10 protein-coding genes are annotated in these 12,275 nt (G+C 64.4%); 6 read left to right on the top strand and 4 right to left on the bottom strand.

Features of this window, described 5'->3' with window-relative positions; genetic code table 11:
• Positions 1–2: 2 nt before the first annotated feature.
• The gene (locus tag AB5K84_RS12345) at positions 3–1,028 is read right to left on the bottom strand and encodes an AraC family transcriptional regulator (protein ID WP_441232406.1); all 1,026 of its coding nucleotides are present in this window, start codon (positions 1,026–1,028) and stop codon (positions 3–5) included.
• Between the two features lie 187 nt (positions 1,029–1,215).
• On the opposite strand from AB5K84_RS12345, the gene AB5K84_RS12340 reads away from it, so the two are divergent.
• The 5 genes from AB5K84_RS12340 to AB5K84_RS12320 all read left to right on the top strand — a co-directional run bounded on the left by AB5K84_RS12340 (position 1,216) and on the right by AB5K84_RS12320 (position 6,641).
• Entirely contained in the window at positions 1,216–1,665 is a 450-nt protein-coding gene (locus AB5K84_RS12340) for a cupin domain-containing protein (RefSeq protein ID WP_011089457.1), read from the top strand.
• A gap of 84 nt (positions 1,666–1,749) precedes the next feature.
• A complete protein-coding gene (locus AB5K84_RS12335; RefSeq protein WP_441232786.1) occupies positions 1,750–3,261 on the top strand; it encodes a flavin-containing monooxygenase in 1,512 nt (503 codons plus the stop codon).
• Positions 3,262–3,363: 102 nt separating this feature from the next.
• Positions 3,364–4,437 carry a hypothetical protein gene (locus AB5K84_RS12330; RefSeq protein ID WP_279083073.1) on the top strand — a complete coding sequence of 358 codons (1,074 nt, stop codon included), beginning with the start codon at positions 3,364–3,366 and terminating at the stop codon, positions 4,435–4,437.
• Positions 4,438–4,503: 66 nt separating this feature from the next.
• Complete coding sequence (locus tag AB5K84_RS12325) at positions 4,504–5,487, top strand: NAD-dependent epimerase/dehydratase family protein (RefSeq protein ID WP_441232405.1); 984 nt, start codon at positions 4,504–4,506, stop codon at positions 5,485–5,487.
• A gap of 371 nt (positions 5,488–5,858) precedes the next feature.
• Complete coding sequence (locus AB5K84_RS12320; protein WP_441232404.1) at positions 5,859–6,641, top strand: hypothetical protein; 783 nt, start codon at positions 5,859–5,861, stop codon at positions 6,639–6,641.
• Positions 6,642–6,787: 146 nt separating this feature from the next.
• Here the strand turns inward: AB5K84_RS12320 and AB5K84_RS12315 are convergent, their stop codons facing one another.
• From AB5K84_RS12315 to AB5K84_RS12305, 3 genes are all read right to left on the bottom strand, one after another.
• Positions 6,788–8,131 (bottom strand): cytochrome-c peroxidase, encoded by a 1,344-nt coding sequence (locus AB5K84_RS12315; RefSeq protein ID WP_271551387.1) that lies wholly within the window; start codon positions 8,129–8,131, stop codon positions 6,788–6,790.
• A gap of 13 nt (positions 8,132–8,144) precedes the next feature.
• Positions 8,145–9,851 carry a phospholipase C gene (locus AB5K84_RS12310; protein ID WP_441232403.1) on the bottom strand — a complete coding sequence of 569 codons (1,707 nt, stop codon included), beginning with the start codon at positions 9,849–9,851 and terminating at the stop codon, positions 8,145–8,147.
• Positions 9,852–10,036: 185 nt separating this feature from the next.
• On the bottom strand, positions 10,037–10,828 hold the full coding sequence (locus tag AB5K84_RS12305; RefSeq protein WP_441232402.1) for an ABC transporter substrate-binding protein: 792 nt from the start codon (positions 10,826–10,828) through the stop codon (positions 10,037–10,039).
• A gap of 243 nt (positions 10,829–11,071) precedes the next feature.
• Between AB5K84_RS12305 and AB5K84_RS12300 the strand changes: the two genes are divergently transcribed.
• Positions 11,072–12,265, top strand: coding sequence for an efflux RND transporter periplasmic adaptor subunit (locus AB5K84_RS12300; RefSeq protein ID WP_441232401.1), 1,194 nt, complete (start codon positions 11,072–11,074; stop codon positions 12,263–12,265).
• Positions 12,266–12,275: the final 10 nt, after the last annotated feature.

Below are 12,275 nucleotides of genomic sequence, written 5' to 3'. Positions count from 1 at the left end.
CGCTAGCTCATCCTTCGCCGCAGCGTTGCCGACGGCGTCTCGCCAAATTTTTCGCGGTAGGCGCCGGCCATGCGGCCGAGATGAGTGAAGCCGAGATCGAAGGCGATCTCGGTGATGGAGGCATCGGGCGGGGCTTGCGCGAGCCGGGCGTGCAGACCAGCGAGGCGCATGTCGAGCAGCATCTCCGAGATCGAAACCCCGAAATGACGGCGGAAGCCGAGCTGGAGCGCGCGGATGCCGATCCCGGCGGCGCAGGCGAGCTGCGCAAGGTCGAGCGGCTCGCCGGCACTGTCCGCAAGACGGTCCCGCGCCACGCGAAGCGCACGCGGCAGACGCTCGGCTTGCCCCGAGAACGTCCTGATCGCATCCGACAGGCCGTGACGCTGGCCATTGAGCAGGTGATCGAGCAGCGCCTCCCGCCAATCGGCGGTCGCGACCGGTGAAAGCCTGCCGGAGGGGCCAAGACGTTCGGCGAGCGTCATCAGCCCGCCAAGGCTGGTCCGCAAGGCCCGCCCCGACGGCGCATCCAGGTCGATCACAGGATCGAACTCGACCGTGCCCGCGACCCTCCCCGACAAGGCCGCGGCGCGCTGCTCGACCATGCGGCGGTCAAGCAACAGGATCACTTGGGCACAGTCGCTCCACATCATCCGGGTCGGGATCGTCGGCGACAGCAGCGACGCCGTCCGGCCCGGTACGGCATCGAATTCGCCGGCGCCGGCACGAATGCGGGCGGTGCCCGTGAGCGGAACCTGCAGCAGGAAGAAGCGCTCGAGGCAGCCGGGATCGATGCTGACCGATCCGCCATAGGTAACGTAGTTGATGGAAAAGCCGTCGAACGCCGCGCAATTGTGCCGGGCGGAGAAGCCGGCCGCCCGCGCCTGCGCCGGCTTGAGATCGTGCGGACAGAAGATGCGTCCAATCTGCTCGGCCGCCTCATCGACATCATCGGTGGCGACGCGGGCAAAGTCCGCAAGCCGTTCTGCTGCGGACGCACTTGCGCTCATTTCCAGCACGGCTGCGGACATCGTCGACCACGCTTCGCGTCACGGAATTGCTTTAAGCCTATAATAGTTCCCTGGACGCGGAAAGGGCCGCGTCGCAAAATCGTCGTGCTGCATGGCAAAAGCGCCATCCGGATTCGTTTAGCGGATAGACAGGCAGCCGGTCGCCGGCCGAAGCTCCATCCTCGCCGGAATCCATGAGGAGCGAGCCATGACTGCACTCGAAAAGGGCATAACCGCTGTTGGCACGGGCTATGGCGGCAAGAGCTGGAACATCCTTGGTCAGGTCTATTTCCCCAAGGCCGTCACCGACTCCACCTTCGCGTTCGAGACCAACAGCGATCCCGGCCAGTTCGTGCCGGTGCACATCCATCCGACCCAGGACGAGTTCATCCTGGTGCAGGAGGGCACGCTCGACCTCAAGCTCGACGGCGTCTGGGTCAAGGCCCATGCCGGCGACCTCGTGCGCATGCCGCGCGGCATCCCGCACGGCTATTTCAACAAATCTGACAAGCCGTGCCGCGCGCTGTTCTGGGTCTCGCCGATGCAGAAGCTGGAAGCGCTGTTCAACCAGCTCCACAATCTGACCGATCCTGCCGAAGTCGTGCGCATCTCGGCACTGCACGAGGTCGACTTCCTGCCGCCCGAGGCCAACGACTAGACGCAGCCCCGTCGCCTTTCATCTGCTTGCAGGTCCACCGGCCGCGCCTTGCGGCCGAACGTGGCCGCTTGCGCGCGAAACACCCTGATTGCGAGCAATCCCATGGTCAGTCCCAAGCATGTTTGCGTGATCGGCGCCGGCGTCTCCGGTCTCGCCGCCGCAAAGGCATTCTCCAGCCGCGGCCATCGCGTCACCATTCTCGAGCGCAGCGGCGATCTCGGCGGCGTCTGGGAGCCTGCGCGCTCCTATCCTGACGTGCAGACCCAGAGCCCGAAGGATCTCTACCGCTACACCGATCGCGCCATGCCGGACGCTTATCCGGAATGGCCGACCGGGCCGCAGGTCCACGCCTATCTCGCCGACTACGCCAAAAGCTTCGGCCTCGACCGCATGCTGCGCCTCAACACCGAGGTCGCCGGCATGGCGCGCCGCGCCGACGGGAAGCCGGGCTGGACGCTCGCGCTGACCACCAAGGACGGCAAGGCGACGAACGAGGATTTCGATTTCGTCGCGGTCTGCATCGGGCAGTTCAACGAGCCGCGTGAGCTGCATTGCCCGGGCGAGGACGGATTTCTGGCGCAGGGCGGCCAGATCCTGCATTCGTCGAAATACAGCGATCCCGCGCTGGCGAAAGGACGCCGCGTCGTCGTGCTCGGCGGCTCGAAATCGGCGACCGACATCGCGGTGAACGCGGTGAAATCAGGCGCACGCGAAGTCACCATCGTGATGCGCGAGCCGGTCTGGCGGATCCCCTATTTCATCGGCGGCCTCGTGAACTTCAAGCGCATCCTCTACATCCGTGCGCAGGAGGAGATGTTTCCGGGCTGGGGCGCCAGCGCGATGGCGCGGCTCGCACACCGCATCGCAGCGCCCCTGATCTGGGCGAACTGGCGCGGGCTGGAGAGCCTGTTGAAGGCGCAGCTCAAGCTTGGCCCGTGCAAGATGGTACCGAAAGAGCGGATCGAGGACGGCGTCAACTGCTCGGTGCCGATCGCAACGCCCGGCTTCTATCCGATGGTCGCGGACGGTCGCATCAAGGCGGTGTTCGGCACGTTCGATCATTACGAGGGCGACAGCATCGTGATGAGCGGCGGCGAGCGCGTCGGCGCCGACGTCGCGGTGCTCGCGATCGGCTACAAGCTCGGCGTGCCGTTCCTGCCCGCGGCCTATCAGCAGAAACTGGTCGACGCGGACGGTCAGTACCGGCTCTACCGGCTGATCGCCAACCCCGATCTGCCGGAGCTTGGCTTCGTCGGCTTCAACTCCTCGTTCTGCACCGTGCTCTGCGCCGATCTCGCCGCCAACTGGCTGGTGCGCTACGCCGACGGCCAGCTCGCCAACCAGCCGACGGCGCAGGCGATGCGCGACAACATCGAGATGATGCTGCACTTCAAGCGCGTCGAGCGGCCGGCCGCCGGCGTCTATGGCGGCTTGTGCGTCGCGCCCTATCACTATCGCCATTTCGACGAGCTGATGGCCGATATCGGCGCCAGGAACCAGAAGCGCGGCGGGCTCGCCGGACACTTCCAGCCGCCGGATGCGGATGCCTATGCGAAGTTCCTGGCGACGGCGCCGGACTACCGGGCCACAGCGTAAGGTCGGAGAACCCGGGCGACGCGGGATTTGCAACTCGCCAGTCCGCGCGTTTGATGTTTACGATCCCATGATCGACGAATCTCCGGCACACGGGAACCCGCCATGGGACGACGATGTCACGCCGCCGCAGCCCTGGCGGTGCTTGGGCTGATCCTCACGACGTTCACGGCGAGCCAGGCACAAACGCTCACGGCGAGGCAATCGGAGGCGCTCGCCACCTACGATCGCGCGCTCGGCGATTTCAAATCCATCCTTGCCGAGCGGCGCCGACAGATCGCGGCGAAGGAGCCGCTGCCGAACCTGCCGGGACAGGCGCTCTATCTGGCACGCGTCGCGGTCATCAGTGCTTACAAGGATCTCACCGACGCCATGCCGTCGCGGATCGGCAAGCCCAACAAGTTCGAGATTCCGCCGGCCTATTTCGACGCCGACATCGAGCCGCTGGTCGACGAATATGCTGGACTCTTCGAGATCATGGAGGCGCCGCCCGCCGGCGCGCAGAACTCGCCGACGCCGTTCAAGGACGTCGTCGATCTCGCAGTCGCTATCGCGCGCGCCAAGGGACTTGCGCCTGGCCACGCCGAAGCTGCGGGACGTATCAGCCTCGGGCTGTTCTTTGCCGAGACCAACGGCAAGCAGAACGTCCGCAATGCGCGCTCGAACACCTATATGGGCAGCTTCCAGACCGGCCCGTCCGAGGACCGCAACGGCCGCAGGAAATGGGAGTCTATCAAGAGCGAGATCGCGGCGGCCGATCCCGCGCTAGCCGCGCGTGACGACAGGGAAGAGGCACGCGCCCGCGGCACCGATCATCGTTTCAATCACTGGACCAATGTCCGCAACGGTCTCATGAACGCGCATGCGGATCTGTTCCGGGAGATCCCGGGAATCGTGAAGACGCTGCCCGACCCGATCGACCAGATGAAGCTGTTCGAGCTGATCCAGATCGTTCCCACCCCGACGCGGTCCGCGCTCAAATCGGGCGATCTCCTGAACTACCGGGTGTCGAGCCCCACGATCATGAGGCACTTGCGCAACAACAGCATCTTCGCGTTCGGCCAGGCCGACAGATCGCGCAGCTCGGCAAGCTTCCGCGAGATTCTCGCTGCGATGTGGCTGTTCAACCGGAAGTTCGAGAAGGCGATGGCGAAATACGCGGAGATCAGGGCGCACTGAGGCATCGGTTGTAACCGCTACCGGACGTAGTAGGCTCGTGATCTCATCAGCAGCACGGGCAGTTTCATGCGCATCCTCATCCTTGGCGGCAGCCAGTTTCTCGGACGCGCGATTGCGGCCCATGCCTGCGCCAACGGTCACGACGTGACCTGCGCCGCCCGCGGTCTCGCCGGGCCGATCGCGGCAGGCAGCCGGCTGGTCCGGATCGATCGCGACGTCGCGGACGGTCTCGCGCCGCTCGCGGGTGAGACATTCGATGCCGTCGTCGACGTCTCGCGTCATCCCGGCCAGGTTCGCCGCGCCGTCGCGGCGCTGAAGCGGCCGGGCATGCACTGGACCTTCGTCTCCACGATCAGCGTCTACGCAGACAACCGCATACCGGGACAACGCGCCGACACGGCGCCGCTGCGCGAGCCCATGACCGAAGACGTCGCGCACAGCACCGACGCCATTTATGGCGCCGCCAAGGTCGCGTGCGAGCAGGCCGTCGGCACTAATGCCTTCATCTGCCGGGCCGGCCTCATCGCCGGGCCGGAGGATCCGACGGGACGGTTCGCGTACTGGCCGGCCCGGCTTGCGCGCGGCGGCGAGGTGCTGGCGCCGGGAGCGCCTGATGATGCCGTCCAGTTCATCGACGTGCGCGATCTCGCACAATGGATCGTGCATGCGGCCGAGGTTCGCCTGACCGGCATCTATGACGGGATTGGACCGGTGCGCACGCGCGGCGAATTCCTGACCGAATGTGCATCCGCGCTGAACTCCGCCTGCACCTTCACCTGGGTCGATCGCGCCTTCCTGGAAGCGCATGACGTACGGCGCTGGGCAGGTCCGCGATCACTGCCGATGTGGCTGCCCCTGCCCGACTTCGCCGGCTTCATGACACGCGACACCTCGCCGGCACGCGAGGCCGGATTGACCTCGCGCCCGGTGGCCGCCACCGCGCGCGACACGCTCGACTGGCTCCGCGCCGGCAACGGGCCGGTCATCGGTCTCACCAGCGACGACGAGAAGGACGTGCTCGCCGCGTGGCACGCGGGCATGACGAGCTAGGGCAGACTCATAATCTTGATATCGTCTTGTGACCGACAGCGGTCGTTCCTTGGTAACGACGACATGCAGAAGGGCGAGATCACCCGCCACAATTCTAGATAGAGTGTGAGCTGGTTCATATCGGCGGCCCCATGCCGCGCGTAGCTTGGCGAGAAGATGTCTCGCTTCCCGGCGCCAAGGCGTCACGGGTTTCCGGACGTCACGTCGAGCGAACATCTGTCAACCCATAGGAGGACAGGTCATGAAGTTCGCAGCACTGCTTTTGATCTTTGCTCTCGCCGCATTCGCGACGGCTATTCCGGCAGATTCGGCCAACGCATGCGCGCGCCCCTGCGGAAACTATTGTTGCGGATAATCGGCGGAGAATTCCAATGCGCCCATTGATCAAGTGGGGGGCATTAGTGACGATCGTGAGCATCGCACCACTGGCATCCGTGGCTGCGATACGTCACCACACGCCCCCAAATAGACTCAACGAAGCAATCACCGCTATCGGCTTTCACCCGATAACGCCGCCGGTGCTCCTGCGCGCTCCAGGCTCCATCTATCATGTCTCTCCGAACGGCCAGGATTACGACATGCTGTGCGAAGTCTCGCCTGAGCGGCTGGTCGGCGTCACCCGCACGTCATCTTCTGCAACCCAAGTCACCTCCGAACTACGAAAGACGCAATATTCGCTCGACTCAAAAGTCGTGCGTTCGATTCAGTCACATACCGATGCAAAATTGGCGGAAGCTGTAAAGCTGGAGCTCGATGACGTTCAAGTGCTGGAGATCTCACTTGAAGACCTATCAATCATCGCTGAGGAGCTGTTCCGTCGCGAGTCCTGTGATCGGGAAGTGAAACGGTATCTGGAAAACGGCGAGTACGTTTGCCAGGGACAGCGGGTCCTCAAGGCGTCGACGAAATACGTGGCGGCCTACGACAATTCAGCGGCGGGCTCCGTGGAACAAACGACAGACCTGATAAAGAATAATTTCGATCCGACAGTCAGCATACAGGGCGGTCAGAGCGTCTCCGGAGCGAACCTTTATTACGGGATGAGACTGGCACCGCGGTGTCTATCCCTCAGGGATGCCAAAAGGCAACCACGGCCACCGTTCTCGCTCTGGGACAGACTGGTCAATCACTTTCCTTCGCTCGAGTTCTTTTGAATATAGCCGCGACACGCCGTGGCAACGGCCAGCGTGTTCATGCAGGCGACAACCGACTCTTTCGGCTCAACCGCGGCGACCACGGCCGAGGCCTTGGTGGCGCCGGCGCCCCCCGTACGCCCAGACCGCTTTTATACACACACGCCCTAATTTTCCGGTTTGTAGCCGTCCGTCAGCGTCTTCAGGAACGCGATGATGTCGGCCTCGTCCTGCTCGGTCATCGCCGGCCTGTCGCCGGGGCGACGATCGAACGGCGGATCGGTGACGTCGACATTGGCGTGATATTTTTGCGGCAGGTCATCGTACTTCAGCACGGTGCCGTCGGCGGCGCGCGGAAAGACCTTCTCCGGATTGGTGTCGCGGAAATTGTAGAAGTCGAGCACCTGCTCGAGGTTGCGGAAGACGCCGTTGTGGAAGAAGGCGTGACGCACCGCGGTGTTGCGCAGCGTCGGCGTCAGGAACATGCCGCAATATTGGGTCTGCTCGGGCATGTCGGTGCGATGCGGGCCGCAAACGCCAAGGTCGAAATAATTGGGGTCGCGATTGTTGGCAAGCTCGGCGTTGCGCGGGGCGCCGAGCGCCTCGTATTGGTGATCGGTGAACAGCGGCGGCAGCCCGTCGCGGGTCGGCGCCGAGGTGTGGCAGCCGGCGCAATTGGCCTTGTCGGGATCGTTGAACGCTTGCAGCCCGCGCAGCTCGCTCTCGGACAGCCGCGCCCTGCCCTCGAGCCAGTAATCGTACTTGCTGGTGTAGGGATGAAAGCTTGGCTCCTCGACCTGATAGCGCGCCACCGCGAACATCGCCTCCGCGATCAGGAGCCGTTGATTCTTCAGCACACCAGCGCCGAACAGCTCGACGAAGCGGGTGGCGTAAGACGCGCGGCGCAGCTTGCCTGCAACGATCTCGGCGCGGCCGCCGTCCATCTCGTTGGGATCGAGCAGCGGAAACAGCGCCTGGTCCTGCAACGTGTCGGCGCGGCCGTCCCAGAACAGGCCGCCTTGCGGAACGATGTTCGCTGACGCGCCGCTACCGCCCGCGGTCTTGGTGGTGCGCGCAGCCAGCTGGCCGAGCGCGGCCATCTGCGCGAGGTCGACGACGTTGTCGTCGTCACCCTTGTCGGGGCCGATGCTGAAATTCGGATGGCGATCGAGATATGTCAGCGACGGCACCGCGCGTGCGCCCGGGCGCGACAAGGTCGCGCCGCCGAGCATGACCGGCCCGTCATTGGGCGGACCGTAGGCGTGATCCGGGCTGTGACAGGACGCGCATGACAGCGCGCCCGAGGACGACAGCGAGGCGTCGTAAAAAATCTCCCTGCCGAGCTGCGCCATCGCCGAGAGCGGAGCGGCCGGCGGACGCATGAGACGAACCGGGTTCGGATTCGCACCCGCGGGATTTGCTTCCGCAAATCCCTGCGTCGCGACGACAAGGACGGCGCCGGCCAGACAAAGCAGGCCGGCGCCGAAAAGCCACATGGTGCGGCTGTTCATATGACCTTGCGTCCTAGTGGTGGTGGTGCTCGTCCGGCGGGCTGGTCATGACAGTGCCGGAAGTTGGATCGAGGAACAGTGCGTCCACCCGGAGATCGTGGCGATGATCATGATCGAAGTCGAACAGGTCCATGATCGACCCGGCGCTGGCGTCGAACGAGCCGCCGCCGAGACGCTGGCCGCGCAGCCAATTGTCCTCGATGAACCGCACCACCGAGGCCTGCCAGATGTAGGTGTGGCTGACGAAGTTCGTCCTCGCATAGGGCGAGACCACGATGAAGGGAACGCGGGTGCCCGGGCCGCAGCGGCCGTTCACCGGCTTGCCGCTAAGCCCCTTCGGCGCCGGCTGCTTCTGCGGGCCGAGACCGCACAGGCCCGGACCGTTGACCTGGTCGGCGGTCGGATCGTAGGAGGCGCTCTTCGGCGCGACGTATTGGTGATCGTACCAGCCGTCGGAGTCGTCATAGGTGATGATGACCGCGGTCTCGCGCCACTCCGGCTGCTTCTGGAGGAAGTTGATCAGCTCGACATTGCCCACCTGCTCGTCGAGCGGATCGGAATTGCCGGCGTGACCGTCCTGGAAGGCCGGCATCTTGATGTAGGAGACGGCCGGGATGTTGCCGGCCTTCACCGCGGCGTAGAAGTCCTCGAGATCGTAGTTGTGGTTGGCCGGATCAACCTTGCCGTTGAAGTCGTGGGTATGGCCAATCGCCTGGACCGAGCTCGGCCGCGCATGGGTCGGGTTGGCGGTCGACTTGTAGTACTGGAAGAAGGCGTGGTGCGGACTGTAGTCCACGATGGTGCCGTTGACGTTGCTCGAGAAGGTGCTGCGGCCGCAACCGGTGGTGCCGTTGGCGTTCTTGAGCGTCAGGTCGAAGCCGCCCATGAAGCCGCCCCAGCTGATGCGCTCGTCGTTGAGCAGATCGCCGATGTTCTTGCTGGTCATCAGCACGGTGCTGGTCGTGCTCGAGCAGGAATCGTAGGCAGGATCGGTGTCGCCGATCAGCGTTAGGCCGCCCTGGCCGTCGGCGATCGAGGACGAGGTACCGACGACGTTCTGCGCGCCGTTGGTTTGGCCGGAGACCACTTCCAGCATGCCGGGCGTGGACGGACCGAACGTGTCGGTCCAGTGATTGTCGCTCATGGCGAAGTGCTGGGCGTAGTTCCAGAAGGCCGTGACAGTGTTGCCGTCGAAATAGCCCATCACCTGGCCGTTGGTGCCGAACGCGCCGGCGCCGCCGGCCGTGCCGCGGCCGGTGAATTTCGGGAACAGGTCTTCCTTGCCGTTGTCCACCGCCTGCTGCTCGGGCGTGTAGGCATGGTTCTGCGAGCGCGTGTTGGCCTGGGTGCGGTCGAGACGGAACGGATCCGTCGCGCCGGTGCCGTTGGCCGGGCTGTTGTTCCGGTTGTTGACCAGCAGGTTCGCCGTGACGAGGTTGTTGACCTTCGGCGTGTGCGGCTTCGGCACGAAGGGTATAGAGCCCGACGGATTGGCCGCGTTCGGATATGTCGCGAAATAATGGTCGAACGAGCGGTTCTCGTTGAAGATGATCACGAGATGCTTGATCGGCGTCTCGGTGTGGATGTCATGCGGATGACGGTGATGATCGTGATCATGATCGCGGTCCCGACCGAAATCGTTCGCGAGAACAGGCATGGCGCATGCGAGTGCCGTCGCGGCCGCGAAAATCGCGGCCGTCGTCAGAAATTTGGATTTCATTGTTGTGTTGCCCCGAAGGATTGACGCCGACCCCGGGAACGTTAATGGCGCGCGATGACAGAGCTGTGTCAGTTTGACGCAAGAGACACTTTGCGCAGTTGTTCAGACAAGATTTTCTACACGGGCGATTTGCCCGAAGCTGCCTTCCTCGACCCTCATGGTGAGGAGGCCGCCACAGCGGGCGTCTACTCGGTGCGGATCGGAGAATCCTTCAGGCCATTGTTGTCATAGGCCTTGCGCAAGGTGCCGTTGATCGTCGCCTCGTTCATGAATTTGGTGACGAAGGTCAGCGCCAGGCTGTGGCCGAGCGGCACCGCGACGGCTGTCACCGTCTTCTTGAACGTCTCGTCCAGCACCTTTGTACCGGGAATCTTCTGCGCCATCTTGTTGAGCTGGTCGCGCGACAGCGCGAAGGCGTCGATCTCGCCGCTCTTCAGGAGGCCGAAGATCTCGTCATAGGTCTGATAGCCGGTGACCTCAGCGTTCTTGAGATGCGCCACAGCGCCACGCATGGTGGTCGTGGCGTTGACGGCCGCGACCTTGATGCCGGGCTGGTCGAGCGAGGCAAAATTGGTCACGTTCGAACCAGCCTTGACGATGTAGGTGGCGTCCGCGACCTCGTAGATCGGCCCGAACATCATCTTGCTCTCGCGCTCGGGGTCCTTTGGCAGCCAGGTGACATCCCAGGTGCCTTTGCTGGCCGCATCGGTGATCTGTCCGGAATTTTGGTGCACGACATATTCGACACCAACGCCGAGCTGGGCCGCCATCTCCTTGCCGAGGTCCACCGGCACGCCGGCATAGCCGGTTTCCGTCCTGGTCGACCAGAATGCGCCGCCTGCGGGGCTGATTGCGATCGCGACCCGCAGCTTGCCGGTCGGCGCGATCTCGTCCTTCAGCCCATCGGCTAGCGCGGGCATGGCAACCGCCGCCGCGAGAACGAGACCGGAGAGGACCGATTGGACGGACGCGGACATTTCATGTTCTCCTCGCGTTTTCTTGTTCTCGTCGTCCCGACCGCTTCGCTTCCGCCACACGACCTTTGACACAATTCTGGTCGATCGTGCGCGCGGTGAAAAGCGGTTTGTCATGACAAACCTGTCAAAGGCCACACCGCCGTTCGCCGTGCAAGGCCGACGACCGCCATGGCTATGGTGTTCCACGGCCGGACATTTGTTGGTAGCCTGCCGCACCGACAGACAGCAATCGGGGGCCACCGAATGACGCGCGCGAATCCCGCATCTCCCGCACATCGCAATGGAGCGTGGAGACATGTTGGACGGGCGCTAGCCGCCACGGCCGCCGTGATCGCGCTCGCCGGCTGCGAGGACAAGAACGCCTACGTGGCTCCGCCCCCGCCCAAGGTGGACGTGGCGACGCCCGTGCAGCGGCCGGTGACGCGCTATGTCGAGGCCACCGGCAACACCGCGCCGATCAAGAATGTCGACTTGGTGGCGCGCGTGCAGGGTTTCCTGCAGTCGATCGACTACCAGGACGGCACCTTCGTCAAGCAGGGCACCCAGCTCTTTACCATCGAGCCCGAGACCTACAAGCTGAAGCTCGAGCAGGCCCAGGCGGCCGAGGCCGGCGCCCAGGCCTCGCTCCGGCAGGCGGAGGCCGACTTCAAGCGGCAAAGCGATCTGGTGCAGCGGCAGGCGGTCTCACAGGCCACCCTCGACACCTCGACGTCAACGCGCGAAAACGCGCAGGCCAATCTCCTGCAGGCGCAGGCCAACACCAGGATCGCCGAGGTCAACTACGGCTACACCAAGGTCACCGCGCCGTTCGACGGCGTCGTCAGCGCCCACATGGTCTCGATCGGCGAGCTCGTCGGCGTCTCCTCCCCGACCCAGCTCGCGACCATCGTCGCGATGGACCCGATCTGGGTGAACTTCACCGTCAACGAGCAGGACGTGCTACGCATCCGCGCCGAAGCGGCCCGCCGGGGACTGACGCCCACCGACCTCAAGCAATTTCCGATTCAAGTCGGCCTCCAAAACGAGACCGGCTATCCGCATGAAGGCAAGCTCGACTACGTCTCGCCGACCCTCAACCAGTCGACCGGTACGCTTGCCGTGCGCGGCCTCGTCCCCAACGACAAGCGGGTGCTGCTGCCCGGCTATTTCGTCCGCGTCCGCGTGCCCTTCGACCAGGAGAAGGGCGCGCTCCTCGTTCCCGATACCGCGCTCGGCAGCGACCAGGGCGGCCGCTATCTGCTGCTGGTCAATGGCGACAACGTCGTCGAGCAGCGCAAGGTGCAGATCGGCCCCACCGATAACGGCCTGCGCGTGATCGAGAGCGGGCTGAAGCCGGACGACCGCGTCGTGATCGCGGGGCTGCTGCGGGTGATCCCGGGCCAGAAGATCGACCCGCAAGTGACGAAGATCGAGCAGCCGCAGGCGTCTGCCAAGTAGGAGCTGCCTG

It is taken from the genome of Bradyrhizobium sp. 1200_D9_N1_1, from assembly GCF_052075915.1.
Taxonomy (GTDB): Bacteria; Pseudomonadota; Alphaproteobacteria; order Rhizobiales; family Xanthobacteraceae; genus Bradyrhizobium; species Bradyrhizobium diazoefficiens.
Note: the sequence above shows the minus strand (reverse complement) of the source record. Positions and strands in the feature narration are given on the sequence as shown.

What these genes read in the sequence shown, in the direction of transcription:
- AB5K84_RS12315 (WP_271551387.1), bottom strand. Translation starts at nt 8,131, where the DNA reads ATGAACAGCCGCACCATGTGGCTTTTCGGCGCCGGCCTGCTTTGTCTG.
- AB5K84_RS12340 (WP_011089457.1), top strand. Translation starts at nt 1,216, where the DNA reads ATGACTGCACTCGAAAAGGGCATAACCGCTGTTGGCACGGGCTATGGC.
- AB5K84_RS12325 (WP_441232405.1), top strand. Translation starts at nt 4,504, where the DNA reads ATGCGCATCCTCATCCTTGGCGGCAGCCAGTTTCTCGGACGCGCGATT.
- AB5K84_RS12305 (WP_441232402.1), bottom strand. Translation starts at nt 10,828, where the DNA reads ATGTCCGCGTCCGTCCAATCGGTCCTCTCCGGTCTCGTTCTCGCGGCG.
- AB5K84_RS12345 (WP_441232406.1), bottom strand. Translation starts at nt 1,028, where the DNA reads ATGTCCGCAGCCGTGCTGGAAATGAGCGCAAGTGCGTCCGCAGCAGAA.
- AB5K84_RS12310 (WP_441232403.1), bottom strand. Translation starts at nt 9,851, where the DNA reads ATGAAATCCAAATTTCTGACGACGGCCGCGATTTTCGCGGCCGCGACG.
- AB5K84_RS12300 (WP_441232401.1), top strand. Translation starts at nt 11,072, where the DNA reads ATGACGCGCGCGAATCCCGCATCTCCCGCACATCGCAATGGAGCGTGG.
- AB5K84_RS12330 (WP_279083073.1), top strand. Translation starts at nt 3,364, where the DNA reads ATGGGACGACGATGTCACGCCGCCGCAGCCCTGGCGGTGCTTGGGCTG.
- AB5K84_RS12320 (WP_441232404.1), top strand. Translation starts at nt 5,859, where the DNA reads ATGCGCCCATTGATCAAGTGGGGGGCATTAGTGACGATCGTGAGCATC.